Source organism: Xanthomonas sp. D-99, assembly GCF_017746145.1.
Lineage (GTDB): Bacteria > Pseudomonadota > Gammaproteobacteria > Xanthomonadales > Xanthomonadaceae > Xanthomonas > Xanthomonas cissicola.
Genome location: NZ_JAGHWU010000072.1, coordinates 1 through 18,596 on the forward strand (window position 1 = coordinate 1; position 18,596 = coordinate 18,596).

The 18,596-nt window shown below is 64.4% G+C and carries 12 protein-coding genes; 9 read left to right on the forward strand and 3 right to left on the reverse strand.

Annotated features, from left to right (window positions below):
* Together J7360_RS19030 and htpG are read right to left on the reverse strand one after the other, a co-directional pair.
* Positions 1–3,225: DUF6531 domain-containing protein (locus J7360_RS19030; RefSeq protein ID WP_343237358.1), on the reverse strand; the 3,225-nt coding region annotated here is incomplete at its 3' end.
* Between the two features lie 738 nt (positions 3,226–3,963).
* A complete protein-coding gene (htpG, locus tag J7360_RS19035) occupies positions 3,964–5,868 on the reverse strand; it encodes a molecular chaperone HtpG (RefSeq protein WP_057661377.1) in 1,905 nt (634 codons plus the stop codon).
* Positions 5,869–6,041: 173 nt separating this feature from the next.
* On the opposite strand from htpG, the gene rsmD reads away from it, so the two are divergent.
* From rsmD to J7360_RS19065, 6 genes are all read left to right on the forward strand, one after another.
* Positions 6,042–6,731, forward strand: coding sequence for a 16S rRNA (guanine(966)-N(2))-methyltransferase RsmD (gene rsmD, locus J7360_RS19040; RefSeq protein WP_176215029.1), 690 nt, complete (start codon positions 6,042–6,044; stop codon positions 6,729–6,731).
* On the forward strand, positions 6,728–7,234 hold the full coding sequence (gene coaD, locus J7360_RS19045; protein WP_005917071.1) for a pantetheine-phosphate adenylyltransferase: 507 nt from the start codon (positions 6,728–6,730) through the stop codon (positions 7,232–7,234). The genes rsmD and coaD overlap by 4 nt, the downstream gene beginning before the upstream one ends.
* A gap of 46 nt (positions 7,235–7,280) precedes the next feature.
* The gene (locus tag J7360_RS19050; RefSeq protein WP_005931897.1) at positions 7,281–7,778 is read left to right on the forward strand and encodes a hypothetical protein; all 498 of its coding nucleotides are present in this window, start codon (positions 7,281–7,283) and stop codon (positions 7,776–7,778) included.
* A 231-nt stretch (positions 7,779–8,009) separates the two neighbouring features.
* Complete coding sequence (locus J7360_RS19055) at positions 8,010–8,294, forward strand: YfhL family 4Fe-4S dicluster ferredoxin (protein ID WP_057661373.1); 285 nt, start codon at positions 8,010–8,012, stop codon at positions 8,292–8,294.
* Complete coding sequence (gene ggt / locus J7360_RS19060; protein ID WP_057661370.1) at positions 8,291–10,069, forward strand: gamma-glutamyltransferase; 1,779 nt, start codon at positions 8,291–8,293, stop codon at positions 10,067–10,069. Before J7360_RS19055 ends, ggt begins: the two co-directional genes overlap by 4 nt.
* A 288-nt stretch (positions 10,070–10,357) precedes the next feature.
* Positions 10,358–12,118, forward strand: a complete 1,761-nt coding sequence (locus tag J7360_RS19065; RefSeq protein WP_209034503.1) for a glycoside hydrolase family 9 protein — start codon at positions 10,358–10,360, stop codon at positions 12,116–12,118.
* A 301-nt stretch (positions 12,119–12,419) separates the two neighbouring features.
* Here J7360_RS19065 and upp read toward each other — a convergent pair whose 3' ends face one another.
* Positions 12,420–13,052 (reverse strand): uracil phosphoribosyltransferase, encoded by a 633-nt coding sequence (gene upp / locus J7360_RS19070; RefSeq protein WP_209034505.1) that lies wholly within the window; start codon positions 13,050–13,052, stop codon positions 12,420–12,422.
* Positions 13,053–13,203: 151 nt separating this feature from the next.
* Between upp and J7360_RS19075 the strand changes: the two genes are divergently transcribed.
* The 3 genes from J7360_RS19075 to J7360_RS19085 are packed head-to-tail and all read left to right on the forward strand — an operon-like array spanning position 13,204 to position 18,256.
* Positions 13,204–15,762 (forward strand): TonB-dependent receptor, encoded by a 2,559-nt coding sequence (locus J7360_RS19075; RefSeq protein WP_209034507.1) that lies wholly within the window; start codon positions 13,204–13,206, stop codon positions 15,760–15,762.
* The gene (locus J7360_RS19080) at positions 15,759–16,880 is read left to right on the forward strand and encodes a phytase (RefSeq protein WP_042674623.1); all 1,122 of its coding nucleotides are present in this window, start codon (positions 15,759–15,761) and stop codon (positions 16,878–16,880) included. Before J7360_RS19075 ends, J7360_RS19080 begins: the two co-directional genes overlap by 4 nt.
* Positions 16,877–18,256: a metallophosphoesterase family protein gene (locus tag J7360_RS19085; RefSeq protein ID WP_209034509.1), complete on the forward strand. Its 1,380-nt coding sequence runs from the start codon at positions 16,877–16,879 to the stop codon at positions 18,254–18,256. The genes J7360_RS19080 and J7360_RS19085 overlap by 4 nt, the downstream gene beginning before the upstream one ends.
* Positions 18,257–18,596 lie beyond the last annotated feature (340 nt).

The following is an 18,596-nucleotide window of genomic DNA, read 5'->3' on the forward strand; positions in this document are numbered from 1 at the left end:
TGAGTTGATCAGACCTTCCTTCAAGCTCCATGTCCACACCGCTACATCGCGGGTGGGGTCGATCACCACGCGCGGGCTGCCCAAGTGGTCCGGTTCGATGTAGTGCAGTTTGTTGGCGTTGGCGAGCAGGCCGACCGGTAGGTCGTCCAGCCAGATCGCCTGCTGCTTGGGCGCGCCGTTGCTGTCGTAGTCGCCTAGCCAGTGGCCGGCTTCATCGTAGAGCGTGTAGGTGTTGGTGGTGCCGAGGAAGCGGCGTATCTGCTCGCCTTTACCGTTGTAGCGGTAGTTCATGGTCACCGCGCCGGCGCGGCGGGCTTGGGTCATGCGGCCGCTGGTGTCGTAAGTGTACTGGCGTGCGGTGCCACCGATGGCGGTGGTGTTGCCGGTGGCATCGTAGCTGTAGCCGTCGATCAGCGTGCCGGTGCGGCCGTCCTTGAGCGCTGTGAGGCGGCCCAGGGCGTCGTAGCCCAGGCTGATTTCCGGTGTGGTGTTGCCTGCGGGCGTCAGTGCGGTGAGGTTGCCGGCCGGGTCGAAGCCGAAGCCTACGTCAAGACCGCCCGGGCGGGTGTCCTGGATCGCCTGCGGGCGGTAGTCCAGATCATAGCGGCGGGCGAGGGTGCGGCCATTGCCGTAGGTCCAGCCGGCAGCCGGGCCGAATGGATAGTAAGTGGCATTGCCCAGAAGCACCTGGCGGCTACCGCCGGCGGCCGTCACGCCGACCTGCGTGGTCTGGCCCTGCGCATTGCGCACGTAATCGACCACCGCCCCGTCGGGATAGGTCATCCGCCGCAACTGGCCGCCGATGGTGTAGTCGTAACGCAGCACCAACGCGGTGCCGTTACTGGTCTGCACCTTACGCACCAGATCGCCGAAGCGGTTGTAGCAGTACTGGGTGATGGCGCCGCCGCCCTGCATCTTGGTCAGGCGGCCGATCGAAAACGTCTCGCCGCTGGTGCAGGCCGTCTGCGTCGCGTCGTAGGTGTAGGTGACGTTGAGGCTGGTGGTGGGGTAGGTGACCTTGGTCAGGCGATTGAGCGCGTCGTAGCTGTAGGCGGTGGTGTTGCCGCGCGCATCGGTCTGGTTGGCGCGGTTGCCGGCGCTGTCGTAGGCGTAGCTGGTGACGCCGGTGTCCGGGCTGGTGAGTTTCACCAGATCGCCGAACCCGTTGTACTCGTAGGTGGTGTCCAGGCCCTTGGGGTCGGTGACCTTGGTCAGGTTGTCGAGTGCGTCGTAGGCGAACTTCGTGTCGGCCTTGATGCCGGCCACATCCTGCAGCGTGCGGGACAGGCGATTGAGCGGGTCGTACTCGCTCTGCGTCGCGGTCGCCAACGCATCGGTCACGGTGGTGGCGTTGCCGTTGGCGTCGTACGCGAAGTCGGTCGGGTCGCTGGCGGCGGTGGCCTGGGTCTTGAGCTGGCCGAGCTGGTTGTACACGCGCGAGAGCGTGCGCTTCAACGTGCCCGACGCATCGCTGGTGTCTTCCTTGATGCGATTGCCGGCGTTGTCGAGCGTGTAGTGGACGGTATTGCCCGCGTTGTCGGTAATGTCGGTCAGCCGATGCGCCGCATCGTAGGTGAAGGCAGTGAACGCGCCATCGGGCTGGGTGACCTGCCTGACCAGGCCGGTGGGCCAATAATCGATGCGGGTGATGCGGTCATCGGCCTCGCTGGAGGCATCGGCGCCACGCACCTTGGCGGCCGTCAGCCAGCCGCGCGGGTGATAGGTGTAGTCGGTGACGATGCCGTTGGCGTCCTTGATGGACAGCGGGCGGCCAGCGCCATCGTAGGCGAGGTATTCGGTGGTCTGGCCTAGGGCGTTGGTTATTTTCCATCGGTCGCCTTTGCGGTAAGCGCAGGTGGTAGGCGCTGTGGCGCAGGCGGCGGCGTCCGTGGCGTAATAAGTGTAGTCGACTCTGCGCGATGCATTCGGTGCGCCCGTGACGACGGAGAGCAATAGACCCCTCTGCGGGCAGAGTCCTGCGTCCAGATCTGCCTGTTCGCAGTAGGACGATACGGACAATCGTTCGGTGCTGTCGTTGGGATCAGTGGTGCGCGAGGCCGTGCGTTGGCCCCTCGGATTGTATGTGGAGGTGCCGTGCCTGACGCTGTTTCCAGAGAGGTCGCGCGTTGTGCTTTCCAGGATCCGCCCAAGCGTCTGATCCCTGACATAGGTCGTCGTGCGCTGTTCTGGGCTGCCTTTGGCTTCGGTCAGGACCATATCCCTGCCACACGCGTCCTGATCGTGGTCGGTAATGTTCCCCGCGCCATCGCGATATTCGTTCAAATGCCCGTTTTCGTCATAGCTCCATGCTTCGCTGGACGTGGTACAGCCAGGACAGGACCTGGCGCTATTTGTCGCCGTGCGAATGTCGTTGTAGGTCGTGAAGGAACGATAGTTCAACGCGCCCGAAGGCTCGACAACTTTTACGTTCATGCTATCCATGTAGGTGACATCGTAACGGTCGTGATTGTCGCCATGCATCGATGTGATTGCCCGGCGCTCGGTATCGTAGCGATAGGTCGCATACCGCTTAGCCGTCTCATCGACGATGCCGGTGAGCACATTCGCAAGCGAAGCGCCAGAGGTCTGCGTGGACTCGCCGTAGAGATAGCTGACGGTACCGCCGCCAGGATGCGCAACCGCCGTCAGGTGATTGGCCGAGTCGTACGCATACACATGGATGCCGCCATCCGGGCCGATCACTTCGGACACCCTGCCAGATGTGTCGTAGTGCAGTTGGATTGCGCGTCCTTGCCAGGAAGTCACCAGGCTCGGAAGCCGGGTGGAGGCGGTCGCGTAGGTCAACTTGGTCGTCAGGCCATCGAGCGGCTCGATACGCAGTAAGCGGCCAGCCAGGTCGTAGGCCTCAGTCGCGCCGTCCTTGCGCTCCTTGAAGTGCCATTCGACGATCGTGCCGTTCGCATCGCGCGCTTCGACCAGAGCGCTGGTCTGCCCGCCGTCAGGTAACCACGTTCCATTGGGTTGCCAAAAGAACGTGATTGATCTGCCGTTAGCGCGCTGCGCATAGACAATCTTGCCACTGGAACTATCGCTGGGGAAAACGATTCTGGACGCATAGCTATGTGTCCATCCGATCCCAATCGCAGTATCCGAGCTGATTGCGGAACTATTGTAGTAGCGGACAAAGCCAAGTCCGGAGCGATCATCGATATCGACGGCCTGTTGAAACTTGTTACCGGTGGCCACGTTGATCGGGTTGCCCACATGCGTACCTTTCGCCTCGCATTGGCCTGGCCCGAGGTTTAGCTCCGGCTTGAAGGGAGTGGTTGGCCACCTGAAATCTCCGTAACCGACACTCCAGTCGTACGGACAATTTTCGCACTGTTTAAGGAAAATGGCGCCAGTATAGGTACTTGAATGCGGGACGATGAGTTGACACCGGAACTCCTTCGCTTGGTAAGGAATAATCCTCGCCTCATAGTTCAGCTTTGCATTATCTAGACATGCTACATAGGCAGCGGCTTGTGTTGAATACGTCTGTGCATGCGCAACGCTAGTTGGCAGGGCGAAGAGCGCTATCGCGGAAAAAATTACAACTAGCAAAATGCGGTTCAAATTTTTCCCCAGGAATATCTATGCAACCGCCGAGCAACAGTGCTGCGGCGATAGGTATGTGCGGACGAAAATTTACATCAAATCCTGCTCGGATTAGCAAGGGCCAGAGATCGCGGCAGGCGTCTAGCACCATCTGCCCCAGGTGGTTGGGGCGTTGTCCCCCTTTTGGGATTCCCGGATCCATCGGGCAAGGAGGAGGTGTTTGCGTCCTCGCAAGCGGCAAGGCTTCCCATATTGCTCGGTACAATACAGAATGCCAAAACGCAAAGACCGGCATTCAAGCCGGTCAAATTCCGCGCACGTGCTTCGCACTCCTACCCTCACCGCACACCCTCTCCCGGGAGGGGAGAGGGTGTTGCGTTTCACGTTTTCGTCTGGTGCCGGCGCTTACACCGACAACTCCAGCAACAACTTATTCAACCGCCGCACATACGCCGCAGGATCCTTCAGGCTATCGCCGGCGGCCAGGGCAGCCTGATCGAACAACACCCGGCTCAGGTCACCGAAGCGATCCATGTCGGCTTCCGCATCCAGCTTTTCGATCAGCGGGTGGGTGGGGTTGAATTCGAATACCGGCTTGCTTTCCGGCACCGCCTGGCCGCTGGCTTCCAGCAGCTGGCGCATCTGCAGGCCCAGGTCGCCCTGGCCAATCGCCAGGATGGCGGGGGAATCGGTCAGGCGGTGCGAGACGCGTACTTCGGCCACGTCGTCGCCCAGTGTTGCCTTGATGCGCGAGGCCAGGCCTTCCTTGGACTTGGCGAGGTCTTCCTGCGCCTTCTTGTCCTCTTCCGAATCCAGCTTGCCCAGGTCCAGGTCGCCGCGGGCCACGTCCACGAACGACTTGCCGTCGAATTCGGTGAGGTAGCTCATCAGCCATTCGTCAATGCGGTCTGTGAGCAGCAGCACTTCGATGCCCTTCTTGCGGAACACCTCCAGGTGCGGGCTGTCCTTGATCTGCGCGTAGCTCTCGCCGGTGAGGTAATACAGCTTGTCCTGGCCTTCGGCCAACCGGCTGACGTAATCGGCCAGGCCCACGCTCTGCGCGCCGGTGGTGTCGTGCGTGGACGAAAAACGCAGCAGGCCAGCGATCTTTTCGCGGTTTGCATAATCCTCGGCCGGGCCTTCCTTCAATGCCTGGCCGAAGTTGCGCCAGAAAGTCGCGTAGTCCTCAGGCTTGTCCTTGGCCAGCTTCTCCAGCATGTCCAGCGAGCGCTTGGTCAGCGCCGACTTCATCGAGTCGACCACGGGGCCGGACTGCAGGATTTCGCGCGAGACGTTGAGCGAGAGGTCCGACGAATCCACCACGCCCTTGATGAAACGCAGGTACAGCGGCAGGAACTGCTCGGCCTGGTCCATGATGAAAACGCGCTGCACGTACAGCTTCAGGCCCTTGGCCGAATCGCGGTGGTACAGGTCGAACGGCGCGCGGCCTGGTACGAACAGCAGCGAGGTGTATTCCAGCTTGCCTTCGACCTTGTTGTGGCTCCACGCCAGCGGGTTGCCCGCGTCGTGGGCGATGTGCTTGTAGAACTCTTGATACTCCTCGTCCTTGATCTCGGACTTGGGGCGCGTCCACAGCGCACTGGCGCGGTTGACCGCTTCCCACTCCGGCTCTGCCGGCTTGTCGGCCTCATCGCCGTAATGCTCCTTGCGCATCTCGATCGGCAGGCCGATGTGGTCGGAGTATTTCTTGAGGATGCCGCGCAGCGTCCAGCCATCGGCGAACGATTCTTCGCCTTCCTTCAGGTGCAGCACGATGCGGGTGCCGCGCTCGGGCTTGTCGACGCTGGCGACCTCGAATTCGCCCTCGCCGCGCGAGGACCAATGCACGCCTTCGCTGGCCGGAAGGCCGGCGCGACGCGAATACACGTCCACCTGGTCTGCGACGATGAAAGCGCTATAGAAGCCCACGCCGAACTGGCCGATGAGGTTGGCGTCCTTCTTCTGGTCGCCGCTCAGGTGCTTGAGGAAATCGGCAGTGCCGGACTTGGCGATGGTGCCCAGGTGCGAGACCGCATCCTCGCGGCTCATGCCGATGCCGTTGTCGTCGATGGTGACGGTGCGCGCGTCCTTGTCGTAGTCGACGCGAATGCGCAGCTCGCCGCTGCCTTCCAGCAGCTCGGGCTTGACCAAGGCTTCGAAGCGCAGCTTGTCGGCGGCATCGGCGGCATTGGAGACCAGCTCGCGCAGGAAGATTTCCTTGTTCGAGTACAACGAATGGATCATCAGCTGCAGCAGCTGCTTGACCTCGGTCTGGAAGCCGAGCGTCTGCTTATCGGTTTCAACGGTCATTGGGGTCGTGCTCCGTGGTGGTCCAGGCCGCAACGCGGCCGATGGCCTGGGGGATGCGGGCTTCTGCCGATTTTTCAAGGCGGCCTGCACGCATGTCCCGCGCGTGGCGGCCGGTGCGGGGGAGGGCGGCTGCAGCAACGGCAGCGGTATCATGGCCGGCCATTCGTCCTGCCTTGAGCCATGTCGCCAACTGCGCTGCTGCCGTGCTGCACCCGCCCACCATCGACAGGTGCGTGGCGATGAGCCGCCCGCCGCGGCCGGCGCCACGTGGCACGGAAGGGCAAGTGCGCATCGTCGGCGGGCGCTGGCGCAATACCAGGCTGGCAGTGCCGGATTTGCCCGGCCTGCGCCCCAGCAGCGACCGCGTGCGCGAAACGGTATTCAACTGGTTGATGCCGCGCCTGCCCGGCGCGCGCGTGCTGGATCTGTTCGCCGGCTCGGGCGCGCTGGGCCTGGAGGCAGTGTCGCGCGGCGCTGCGCATGCCACCCTGATCGAACGCGACCCCGGCCTGGTGCAGCGGCTGCGCGAGCACGTTGCCCGGCTCGACGCCGCCACCCAGGTGCAGGTGCTGCAGGAAGATGCGCTGCGCTGGCTGGAGCGTGCACCCGCAGCGTTGGCCGATATCGTGTTCGTGGACCCGCCGTTCGCGGCCGGCCTGTGGCCGGCTGTGCTGGAGTGCCTGCCGGCGCATGTGGCCGCCGACGCCTGGCTCTACCTGGAAGCGCCCGCCGATGCGCCGCCGCCGCTGCCGGCAGGCTGGCACCTGCACCGCGAGGGCGCCACCCGTGAGGTGCGCTATGCGCTGTACCGCCGGGCCGCTGCTACACTGAAGAGCGATCCGACCCCGGTAGTCTCCGTATGAGCGTTGCCAATAGCCGCACCGCTGTCTATCCCGGTACCTTCGACCCGATCACCAATGGGCATATCGACCTGGTGAATCGCGCCGCGCCGTTGTTCGAGCGGGTGGTGGTGGGCGTGGCGTACAGCCCCTCCAAGGGCCCGGCGTTGTCGCTGGAGCGCCGGGTGGCGCTGGCCCAGGAAGCGCTGGCGGCGCATGCCAACGTGGAAGTGCGCGGCTTCGATACCCTGCTTGCCCATTTCGTGCGCGAGATGGGCGCCGGCGTGCTGCTGCGCGGCCTGCGGGCGGTGTCCGACTTCGAATACGAATTCCAGATGGCCAGCATGAACCGCCATCTGATCCCGGAGGTGGAAACGCTGTTTCTTACCCCGGCCGAGCAATACAGCTTCATCTCGTCCTCGCTGGTGCGCGAAATCGCGCGGCTGGGCGGGGATGTGTCCGGCTTCGTGCCGGCATCGGTTGTCGAAGCGTTGCGGCAGGTGCGGCAGTCCCGCGCGCAGGCCTGATCAGTTGCAGTTACATCACCACACGCATTTCAAAGGGAGGAGTTTCATGAAACACACCATGCGCGCTCTGGCGCTCGCTTCGATCGCCGCTCTGGCGGTCACCGCCTGCAAGAAGGAAGAGCCGGCGCCGACCGCTGCCGCCGCGCCGGCCCCGTTGACCGCACCGGCCAAGGACGACAACGCCGGCTGGAAGAAGTACCTGCAGGAAGTGGTCGGCCAGAACCTGGGCACCACCACCAACAGCCCGTTCCTGTACTACTTGCCGCCGGAGTCCGATGCCGAATTTGCCGGCAGCTACGAGCGTCAGCTGGAGAGCGTCAAGACCGCACTGGCGCGCGGCGTGCAACCGGGCAACATGCTGGCCTTCGGTTCGTCGGCGTCCAGCAAGATGGCCGACCTGATCGATGCAGCGTTCAAGGACGTGGCACCGGACTCGATGAAGGGTGTGCGCGTGCTGTTCATCGGCAACGCCGCCGATAACGCCCGTGTGCAGACCATCGTCCAGCCCAAGGGCGCGGAATACATCTTCGTTGAAGCCAAGTAATGCCGTACCAGGCCGGGTGCGCGGGAGGGCGCATCCGGCCGCAGCCTGGGAATGCACCATGCTGCCGAGTTCGCACTCCACCGGGGCCGGCCGCGTCAGGCCGGCGTCCGACAGCGCCCACGCCGTTGTCCATCTGTCGCTGCGCGCCACGTGCGCCGCGCTGCGGCAGTACATTGCGTTCCAGCGCCTGCGGTTGCAGCGCGCTGTGTCGCGTCGCATCGTAGTGCCGATATGTCTCTGAAAATCAACGAGCTCTGCGTCAACTGCGACGTCTGCGAGCCGGCGTGCCCGAATCAGGCCATCTCGATGGGCGAAACCATCTACGTCATCGATCCGGCACGTTGCACCGAGTGCGTGGGCCATTTCGACGAAGCGCAATGTGTGGTGGTGTGCCCGGTCGAATGCATCGACCCGGATCCGGCCATTCCGGAAACCCATGATCAGTTGCTGGCCAAGCTGATGAAGTTGCAGCGCGATCATCCCGAACTGTACGAACAGGAGCCCCCCGCCCCGTGAGCACTTTTTCCCGACGTTTTTCTTCGCGCGGCGTGTTGCTGCTGGCCCTTGTGCTGGCGCCAGCGGCCTGGTGCGCCGATGCCGCCAAGCCGGCGACGGCCACCACCGCAGCGGTTGCCGCGCACCCGCCCGGCGCGGCGATCGCCAGCGGCCATGCCCTGGCCACCGATGCCGGCCTGCAGATCCTGCGCGAAGGCGGGAATGCGTTCGATGCCGCGGTGGCGGTGTCGTCCACGCTGGCGGTGGTCGAGCCGATCAGCTCGGGGCTGGGCGGCGGCGGGTTTTTCCTGCTGCACGACGCCAAGACCGGCAAGGACGTGATGCTGGACACGCGCGAGACCGCGCCCGCGTCGGCCACCGAGGCGCAATTTCTCGACAAGAAAGGCGAGCTGGACCGCGACCGTTCGGTCAACGGCCCGTGGTCGGCCGGCATTCCGGGTCTGCCGGCGGCACTGGTGGAGCTGGCTGCCAAGCACGGCCGGTTGCCGCTGAAGCAGTCGCTGGCGCCCTCGATCCGCATCGCCACGCAAGGTTTTCCGGTCTACGCGCGCATGGCCAACGGCTATGCCTCGCGGCGCGAAGTGATGGAGCGTTACCCCGGTACGCGCGAGGTGTATCTGCGCGGCGGCAAGCCCATTGCCGAAGGCGAGATCTTCAAGCAGCCGGAGCTGGCGCAGACGCTGCAGCTGCTCGGCGACAAGGGCTTCGACGGCTTCTACAAGGGCGAGACGGCCAGGAAGCTGCTGGCCGGCGTGAAGCAGGCCGGCGGTCAGTGGAGCGCGGCCGAGCTGGCCGGCTATCGGGTCAAGGAGCGCGCGCCGATCCAGTTCGATTACCGCGGCTGGAAGATCACCACTGCGCCGCCGCCGTCGTCCGGTGGTATCGCGCTGGCGGCGATGCTGCAGATCCTGGAAGGCTGGGACTTGAACACGCTCGATGATGTGCATCGCACCCATCTGGTGGTGGAGTCGATGCGCCGCGCCTACCGGGATCGCACCTTTTTCCTGGGCGACCCGGACTTTGTGGACGTGCCGCAGCGCGTGCTGACCAGCAAGGATTACGCGCAAGGCCTGCGTGCCACCATCAATCCGGACAAGGCCACCCCCAGCGATCTGCTGTCGGGCAACCCCACGCCGCTGGAAGACGATGAGACCACGCACTTTTCCATCATCGATGGCGAAGGCAACCGCGTCGGCGCTACCCAGACGGTGAACCTGCTGTACGGCTCGGGCCTGATTCCCAAGGGCACCGGCGTGCTGCTCAACAACGAGATGGACGACTTCGCGCTCAAGCCCGGTACTCCGAACGCGTTCGGCGTGATGGGCTACGCCGCCAACGCGCCCAAGCCGGGCAAGCGCATGCTCAGCTCGATGACGCCCACCTTCATGGAATCGGCCGACAAGGCGATCGTGCTCGGCACCCCGGGCGGCAGCCGCATCATCACCATGGTGCTGCTCGGCGTCCTGGGTTACGACGCCGGCCTGGATGCACAGGCGGTCAGCGCCTTGCCGCGTTATCACCACCAGTGGCTGCCGGACGTGATCGAGGCCGAGACCGACGCGTTTTCGGCGCAGACCGCCAAGGGTCTGCAAGCGATGGGGCATGCGCTGGAATTGCCAGGCGACACCGCCGAAGGCGGCCGCGGCTCCAGCCATGTATGGGGCAACCTGCAAACGGTGGAGTGGGACAAGCGCAGCAACGTGCTCAGCGGCGGCAGCGACCCGCGCAACCCGGTGGGCAAGGCGCAAGTGCAGTTGGACGCTGCGGCACACTGAGGTGTGAAGCCCATTGCGTTGACGCCCGTAGCCGGCAACGCCGCCGGGCGTTGTTCGTTGTTTCGATCAATCGCCGCAGATGCAATGCGACCGTGGTTGCCCGGGGTGGCGCGTTTGCCGCCAGCCAAGCATGCAGTTGATCGATGGCATGCAGTGATGATGAGCTCGGCGTGGCTGCGTGCGATGTGATCCGTGCATCGGGCGCATTACCGCAGCGATGCGGATTGACGCATCGGCTATGCCAGCATTGGACTTGTCGCTGCAAGATAATGCGGCGACCATCGCGGCATGACTATCTTCAAGACTCTGCTCACCAGCCTGATGCTCGTTCCGCCCGTGCTCGCCTGCGCTGCCGAGACGCCCGGCAGGCAGGAGGCCGTAGCGGTCAGCGACGCCATCCACGTCAACCAGCTGGGCTATCTGCCGGGCTCGGCAAAACTGGCAATCGTCGGGCTGCCGCAGCAGGGCGCGGCGAACCGTTCGGACCGCTTCACGGTCGAAGATGCACAGGGACGCAGCGTGTTGCAGGCGACCCTGCAGCCGGCCGCGCTGTGGTCGCCGGCCGGTCAGCAGGCGCGGGTGGCGGATTTTTCCGGGCTGCGTGCGGCCGGGACCTATCGGTTGAAGGTCGACGGGCTGCCGGCATCGGAGACCTTCGCCATCGACGCGCATGCCTATCAGCCCCTGGTCGATGCAGCGTTGAAGGCGTTCTACTTCAACCGTGCCAGCACCGCACTGCCGGCACGCTACGCCGGGCGCTATGCGCGCGCGGCCGGGCACCCGGATACGCAGGTGCGCATCCATCCGTCCGCAGCGTCTGCGACGCGTCCAACCGATAGCCTGATCAGCGCGCCCAAAGGTTGGTACGACGCGGGCGACTACAACAAGTACGTCGTCAATTCCGGCATCAGCACCTACACCTTGCTGGCGGCCTACGAGCAGTATCCGGCGTTCTTCAAATCCAAACCGCTGACCATCCCCGACGATGCGCCCGGCGTGCCCGGCATCCTGCAGGAGGCCTGGTGGAATCTGGACTGGATGCTCGCCATGCAGGACCCGGCCGATGGCGGCGTGTACCACAAGCTCACCGACAAGCAGTTCGATGGCTTGGTGATGCCGGATCGGGCCACGCAGCAGCGCTACGTGGTGATGAAGACCACCGCCGCGAGCTTGGACTTCGCGGCAGTGATGGCCGTGGCCAGCCGCGTGTATGCGCCGTTTGAAAAGCAGTATCCAGGTCTGTCGGCGCGCATGTCGAAAGCCTCGCTGGCTGCGTGGGCGTGGGCGAAGCAGCATCCGGATGTGATCTACCAGCAGCCCAGCGACGTGCGCACCGGCGGTTACGACGATGCACACCTGGACGACGAGTTCGCCTGGGCGGCGGCCGAGTTGTACATCGCCACCGGCGAGGATGGGTTCTACGACGCGATGATCGCGCGCAACGTGCCGGCCACCGTGCCGTCGTGGGGCAATGTCGGTGGCCTGGCCTGGATGTCGCTGGCCGGACATCGGGACCGACTCACGCCGCATGCCGATCGCGCGCGGATCGCACGGGAGATTACCGGGCTGGCACAGCAGTTGGCCGACACCTGGCAATCATCGGCATGGCGGCTGGCGATGAACGACAGCGATTTCGTGTGGGGCAGCAATGCAGGGGTGCTCAACCGCGCGATGATGCTGCTACAGGGCTACCGGCTGACGCAGCAGCGGCAATTTCTGGATGCGGCGCAATCGCAGTTGGACTACATCCTGGGCCGCAATCCGCTGGGGCTGTCCTTCGTTACGGGAATAGGCAAGCGCACCCCGATGCATATCCATCACCGCCCCTCCGAGGCCGATGGTATCGAAGCGCCGGTGCCGGGTTGGCTGGTCGGCGGCCCGCAGCCGGGGCAGCAGGATGCCAAGGAGTGCAAGGTGCCGTATCCCTCCAAGCGGCCGGCGTTGTCGTACCTGGACAACTTCTGCAGCTACTCCACCAACGAGGTGGCGATCAACTGGAATGCGCCGCTGGTGTATGTGAGCGCGGCGATCGAGGCGTCGACGCACTGAGGCGCCGTTCTTCGAGCTGATGCCGCAGCTGCTCCTTACTCCCGTCGGAAGAAGATGGCGCCTAGCGCCGGATGAGGGCGCCTCAGCGAGCTGCCGCTGCCTGACATGACAACGCGTCGCGACGCGGCGTCGGAAGGCAATCGCCGACAGCGTCGCTCGCCGCACCTTACCCCAACCCCCGGCCCGCGCTCCGAGGCACGCGCGCCAATGGCGCGCAAGCGGTGCCGTGTCACCCCGCAGGAGAGCGGCTTGAATACCGATCACTGCATCGTCTTTGGCCAGCGCACCGCGGTGGGTGAACTCACTCCAGCCGCGTCCCAAAGATCCGGTCGCCTGCATTGCCCAGGCCGGGCAGGATGTAGCCCTTGTCGTTGAGGTGGTCGTCGATGGCCGCGGTATAGACCTCGACATCCGGATGCACCGCTTCCAGCGCCTTCAGGCCTTCCGGCGCAGCGACCAGAAAGATGCCCTTGATGCGCCGTGCGCCCGCGCGCTTGAGCATGTCGATGGTGGCGATCAGGGTGCCGCCGGTGGCCAGCATCGGATCCAGGATCAGTGCGTCGCGTTCTTCCAGGCGGCCAGTGAGGCGTTCGAAATAGGGCACCGGCTGCAGGGTTTCTTCATCGCGCTGCAGACCGACCACGCTCACGCGTGCGGCAGGAATCAGTGCCAATACACCGGGGAGCATGCCCAGACCGGCGCGCAGGATCGGTACCAAGGTGATCTTTGCGCCGGCAATGCGCTGCACCGTCACCGGGCCGGCCCAGCCCGGCTGGGTGTGCGATTCGGTGTCCAGATTGGCGGTGGCCTCGTAGGCCAGCAGCGTGCCCAGTTCGGTGACCAGTTCGCGGAAGCCCTTGGTGCTCAAGGCGGCATCGCGCAGCAGGCCGATCTTGTGCTGGACGAGGGGGTGGCGGACTTCGACGATTTTCATGGGTGGCGGCAGGCGGGAGAGGGGCACAGTGTGCCGCAGCCGCGCGGTGTGTCGCCACACTTCGGGTGTGATGGCTGATGCATATGTCATGTCAGTGAAACGTCGTAGACATAGTGTGCCCACCCATTCTTAACCGATTGGGGAAGCACCCGTGTTGAACAAGACTCCGCTCTGCCTGGCGATCACGCTGACGTTGGCTGCGGCCACGTGGAGCCCGCTGGTGCACGCGGCCGAGGGTGCGGCCACCGGTGGCGCTGCCAACGCTGCGGCAATCGACCTGGAGCGGCTGGAAGTGCGCCCGCAGCTGGAAGCGCAGGAGCGCGCCGTCGATCTCAAACGCGCCTCCGATGCCATCCAGGACGCCGTCGCCTCCGATGCGATGGGACGTTACCCGGACAAGAATGTTGCAGAATCCTTGCAGCGCCTGCCCGGCGTCAGCGTCACCCGCGACCAGGGCGAAGGGCGCTTTGTCGTCATCCGCGGCCTGGATTCGTCGCTCAACAGCGTCACCATCGACGGCATGACCATGGGCACGCCGGAAGACGGCACGCGCTCGGCACCGCTGGACGTGATTCCTTCCGATTCCACCGAGCGCCTGAAGGTGGTCAAGTCGCCGACCCCGGACATGCCGGGCGACTCCATCGGCGGCGCGATCCAGGTGGAATCCACCTCCGCCTTCGATCGCGACGGACGCACGTTGCGCGGCTCCATCGAAGCCAGCCACCAATCGCTGTCGGGCAAGACCAGCCCGAAGGGTGCGTTCAACTACAGCGACATCTTCAACGACACCTTCGGGGTGGCGGTGGGTGTGAACTACCAGGACCGCGAGTTCGAATCGGACAATACCGAAGTGGCCTACGACACCTTTGACGGTGGCGCGGACGACGATCTGTTCGCCGGCGAAGTGCAGCGCCGCAAATACTTCATCGAACGCACCCGCATGGGCGCGAACCTCAATCTGGACTGGCGCCCGGACGCGGATAACCGCTACTACCTGCGCACGCTCTACAGCCGCTTCGACGATGCCGAAACGCGTCAGCGCACCATCTTCGGTCTGAGCGATGGCGACGTCAGCGCCAATGGCGACGGCACCTATACCGTGGCCGACCTGCCAGCCGACAGCATTTCCAAGCGCGTGCGCTACCGCACCAAGAAGGAAGACACCATGGCGTTGAGCGTGGGTGGCGAGAACCGCCTGAGCGCTGCCACCGTGGATTACAAGCTGGGCTACACCAAGACCCGCGAACGCGTGAACGATGAAAAGGAAGCGCGCTTCAATTACGACGGCGACGATCTGGCGGCCACGGTGGATCAGCGTAGTGGCATTCCAAAGCTGGGCTTCTCCGACAACGGTTGGCAGAGCAACGAAGATTTCGTATTCGATCGCTTCGTGATTGCGCCCACGCAGGTGGACGACAGCGAACGCAGCGCGCAGATCAATGTGCGCTTCGATGGCGAACATTCCAGCCTGAAGATGGGTGTGCTCGGCCGCTGGCGCGAGCGCGATGTCAACGTGGACGAGAGCGAACTGCGTCGTGGGCCGGCCATCGACCTGAGCGACTGGACCACCGCCGCGCCCGAACACCGTGGCGGCACCTTGGGCCAGAGCATCGGCTCGGACGGCATGCGCCGTTACTGGAACACCTCCGGCGATCTGTACAGTGCACGCCCGCAAGATGTGGGCGGCAATCTGCAGACCTCGCTGCAGGACGACTACAAAGCCATCGAAGATGTCTTCGCCACCTATGCGATGGGCACCTGGGACATCGGTGCGCTGCGCATGATCGCCGGCGTGCGCGTGGAAAATACGCAGTTCGATGCCACCGGCAACCAGGTGGACGTGGCGGCCAATGGCCGCACCGCCACGGTGACGCCGCGCGAGGCTTCCAGCAGCTACACCAACGTGCTGCCCGGCCTGCATCTGCGTTACGACAGTGGCAATGACTGGGTGCTGCGCTTTGCGGCCAACAAGACCTTGTCGCGCCCGGCGTTCGGCGATGTGTCGCCGCGCGTGAGCATCAACCGTGGCGATAACGAGGTGAGTCTGGGCAACCCCGATCTCGATCCGTACCGCTCGCAGAATCTGGACCTGTCGTTCGAGAAATACATCGGCAGTACCGGCGTGATCTCGCTGGGCGTGTTCCACAAGTCGATCGACGACTACATCGTGCAGACCATCAATACCGATGATGCGGAATTTCCCGGCCTGCAGGTCACACGCTCGATCAATGGCGACTCCGCAAAGGTGCGCGGCGCGGAATTCAATTGGCAGCAGACCCTGGACTTCCTGCCCGATGGCTGGAATGGCTTTCTGGTTGGTGCCAGCGCCACGGCGCTGGATAGCGATTTCAATCCGGGCCTGGAAAATCGTGCCGGCGATGACTTCACCTTGCCGCGTTCGTCCAAGCGCATCTACAGCGGCCACCTGGGCTACGAGAAATACGGGTTCAGTGCGCGCGTGGCGGCGGTGTATCGCAGCCAATATCTGGACACCATCGGGCAGAGCCGTGCGTACGATATCTACGTTGCCCCACACACGCAGCTGGATTTCAGCATGAACTATCAATTCAACAGCCACGTCAGCCTGTATCTGGAAGCGCAGAACCTGCTGGATGAGCCGTTGGAGCTGTATCAGGGCATCCGCTCGCGCACCCTGCAGAATGAAGAGTACGGCCGCACCTATGCGCTTGGCCTGAAGGTGGCGTTGTGATCGCACTACGCACCGTTGTGCAGATCACGCTGTTGTCCGCCGCCGCCGCATTGGTCGGTTGCGCCAGCGCTCCGGCCGGCCGCGAAGCCGACGAAGCGCTGCTGAAAGATCCCTTGCTCAGCGAAGCCAGGGTTGCGCACGAAGTGGTGCCGGAAGCCTTCATCACCGCGCTGACGCCATCGGACAACCTGGATTCGCCGGCCAGCTGGATGGCGCCCGATGGCCGCCGCTGGGTGATCGCCACGGCCAAGGGCACGCATGCGCTGGTGGTGTTCGACGGCGACAGCGGCAAGCGGCTGCGGGTGGTCGGCGGCAAGGGCAAGGCCCTGGGCAAACTCGACCGCCCCAATGGCATTTCGGTAGTCGATGACCTGGTGTTCGTGGTGGAGCGCGACAACCGGCGCGTGCAGGTCTTCTCCTTGCCCGATCTCACGCCGGTGACGGCGTTTGGCCAGAACGAATTGCGCGAGCCCTACGGCCTGTGGGTACGCAAGCACGATGGCGGCTACGAGGCGGTGGTCAGCGACAACTACATGTCGCCGGCCAACAAGGATCTGCCGCCGCCGCTGGCCGAGCTTGGCCAGCGCTTTCGGCGTTATCAACTCAATGCCGCAGGGCAGGGCTGGCAGGCACGCTTGACGCAGAGTTTCGGCGATACCAGCGAAGCGGGCGCGGTGCGGATTGCCGAATCGGTGTTCGGCGATGAAGCCAATGCGCGGCTGATGATTGCCGAAGAAGACGTGGCCGTGGGCACCCAGTTGCGCGATTACGGCATGGACGGGCGGTATCGCGGCCGCAACGTGGGCGCCGGGGTGTTCAAGGCGCAGGCCGAGGGCATCGGCCTGTTCGCGTGCAGCGACGGTAGCGGCTACTGGATCGCCACCGATCAGTTCAAGGACCGCAGCGTGTTCCAGGTCTTCGATCGCAAGACGTTGGCGCATGTCGGCGCCTTTGCCGGCCGCGTTACCGCCAACACCGATGGCGTGTGGCTGGATCAACGCAGCGATGCGCGCTTTCCGGGTGGCGTGTTCTACGCGTTGCATGACGACCAGGCGGTGGCCGCGTTCGATTGGCGCGATATCGCGCGGACATTGCGCCTGAAGGAGTGCACGCCATGATGGCCGCGCGCGCATCGATCTCTGCGTTGCTGGCAGCGATCGCAACCACGAGCGTTTTCGCATCGGCGGCCGACCGCGCTGCCGAACCCAATACGCAGGTGCCGGCAGGTTCTAGCCATTACGTTGCCGACGGCTTCCCGGACCGCATCGTCGCCTCCCCGGCGCAGGACGCGGCCACCGGGTTTGCCGTGGCCTGGCGCACCGATGCCAGCGTCGAGAGGCCCTGGCTGGAACTGGTGGTCGCCGGCGATTCGCCGGATGTGGGCACGCCCCGACGCATTCGGGCGAGCACGCTGACGCTCGCTGGCGAAAACGGCAGCTCGCATCACCATCGCGCCGATGTCGATGGGCTGCAGCCGGACACGATGTACGCGTACCGCGTACAGGGGCAGGGGACCTGGGGCGCATGGAATCACTTCCGCACGGCTGCCACAGCCACCACGCCGCTGACCTTGCTGTATTTCGGCGATACCCAGAACAAGAACCTCAGTCTGGTCTCGCGGGTGATCCGCCAGGCCTGGCGCTCGGCACCGGACGCGCGGTTGGCCTTGTTCGCTGGCGACTTGGTCAGCGGCAAGGACGGCCAGGACGACAACGAATGGGCCGAATGGTTCGAGGCAGGGCGCTGGCTGCTGGAAGGCACTGCAGTGGCGCCGGCGCCGGGCAATCACGAATACCACGAAGAAGGCGAGGACACGCCACAGGCCACACGCGTCCTCGGCAGTCATTGGCCGGTGACCTTTGCATTGCCGCGCAACGGACCTTCGGCCGCCGCGCGCACCAGCTACTGGTTCGACTACCAGGGCGTGCGCGTTGCCGTGCTCGACGGCACCTCGGCGCTGGATCTGGGCACCGGCCCGGCGCAGGCCCAGTGGCTGGACAAGGTGCTGGCCGACAACCCGCATCCCTGGTCGATCGTGCTGATCCATCAGCCATTCTTCTCGCCGCGCGCCGATCGCGAAAACGAAAAGTTGGTCGAGCAGGTGTTGCCGGTGATCCGCCGCCACAAGGTGGATCTGGTGTTGCAGGGCCACGACCATACCTATGGCCGGCGCGGCGATGCGGCCGGGCAGGCGACGCCGGTATTCGTGGTCTCGGTCGCCGGGCCCAAGCAGTACCGCCTGTCGGACATGGCGCGCACCACCATGCGCCCGGTGGGCGAAGACACCCAGCTCTATCAGGTGCTGCGTCTGGACAGCCAGCATCTGGTGTACGAATCGCGCACAGCCACCGGACGTCTCTACGACGCGTTCGAACTGCAACGCGACAGCAACGGCAGCAAACGTTTGATCGAACGCGAGGCCGGACGCATTGCGCCGCGCAACTGCCCGCGCAGTGCAACGCTCAAGGGGCGTGCGGATCGATGCTGGGAATGAGCGAGGGCAGGCAATAGCCTGTCCGCAATGCCGTGCTGCCGGGGGGCAGAGCCAGCAGTGCGCAGCGTCTGCAAGCCAAGTGCACATAGCGGTGTGTCCGCCGCCGGCTTCTTCGACGTGCCCGACTGCCGCCTTGAATATGACAACGCAGCAAGCGGTTTAATCGGAATTGCGACTGCATTTACGCGTTGTTTCAAGACTTCGCATCTGCATCGCTTGTTTCTATGGGCCTGCGTTTGATCATCAGCGAGTGCGATTTATGTCACGTCGATAGTGCGACTACGGTTGGTGCGGCCGGGCCAGCGACCAGGTAGCCGAATCGATGCGGCACTGCGGTGGC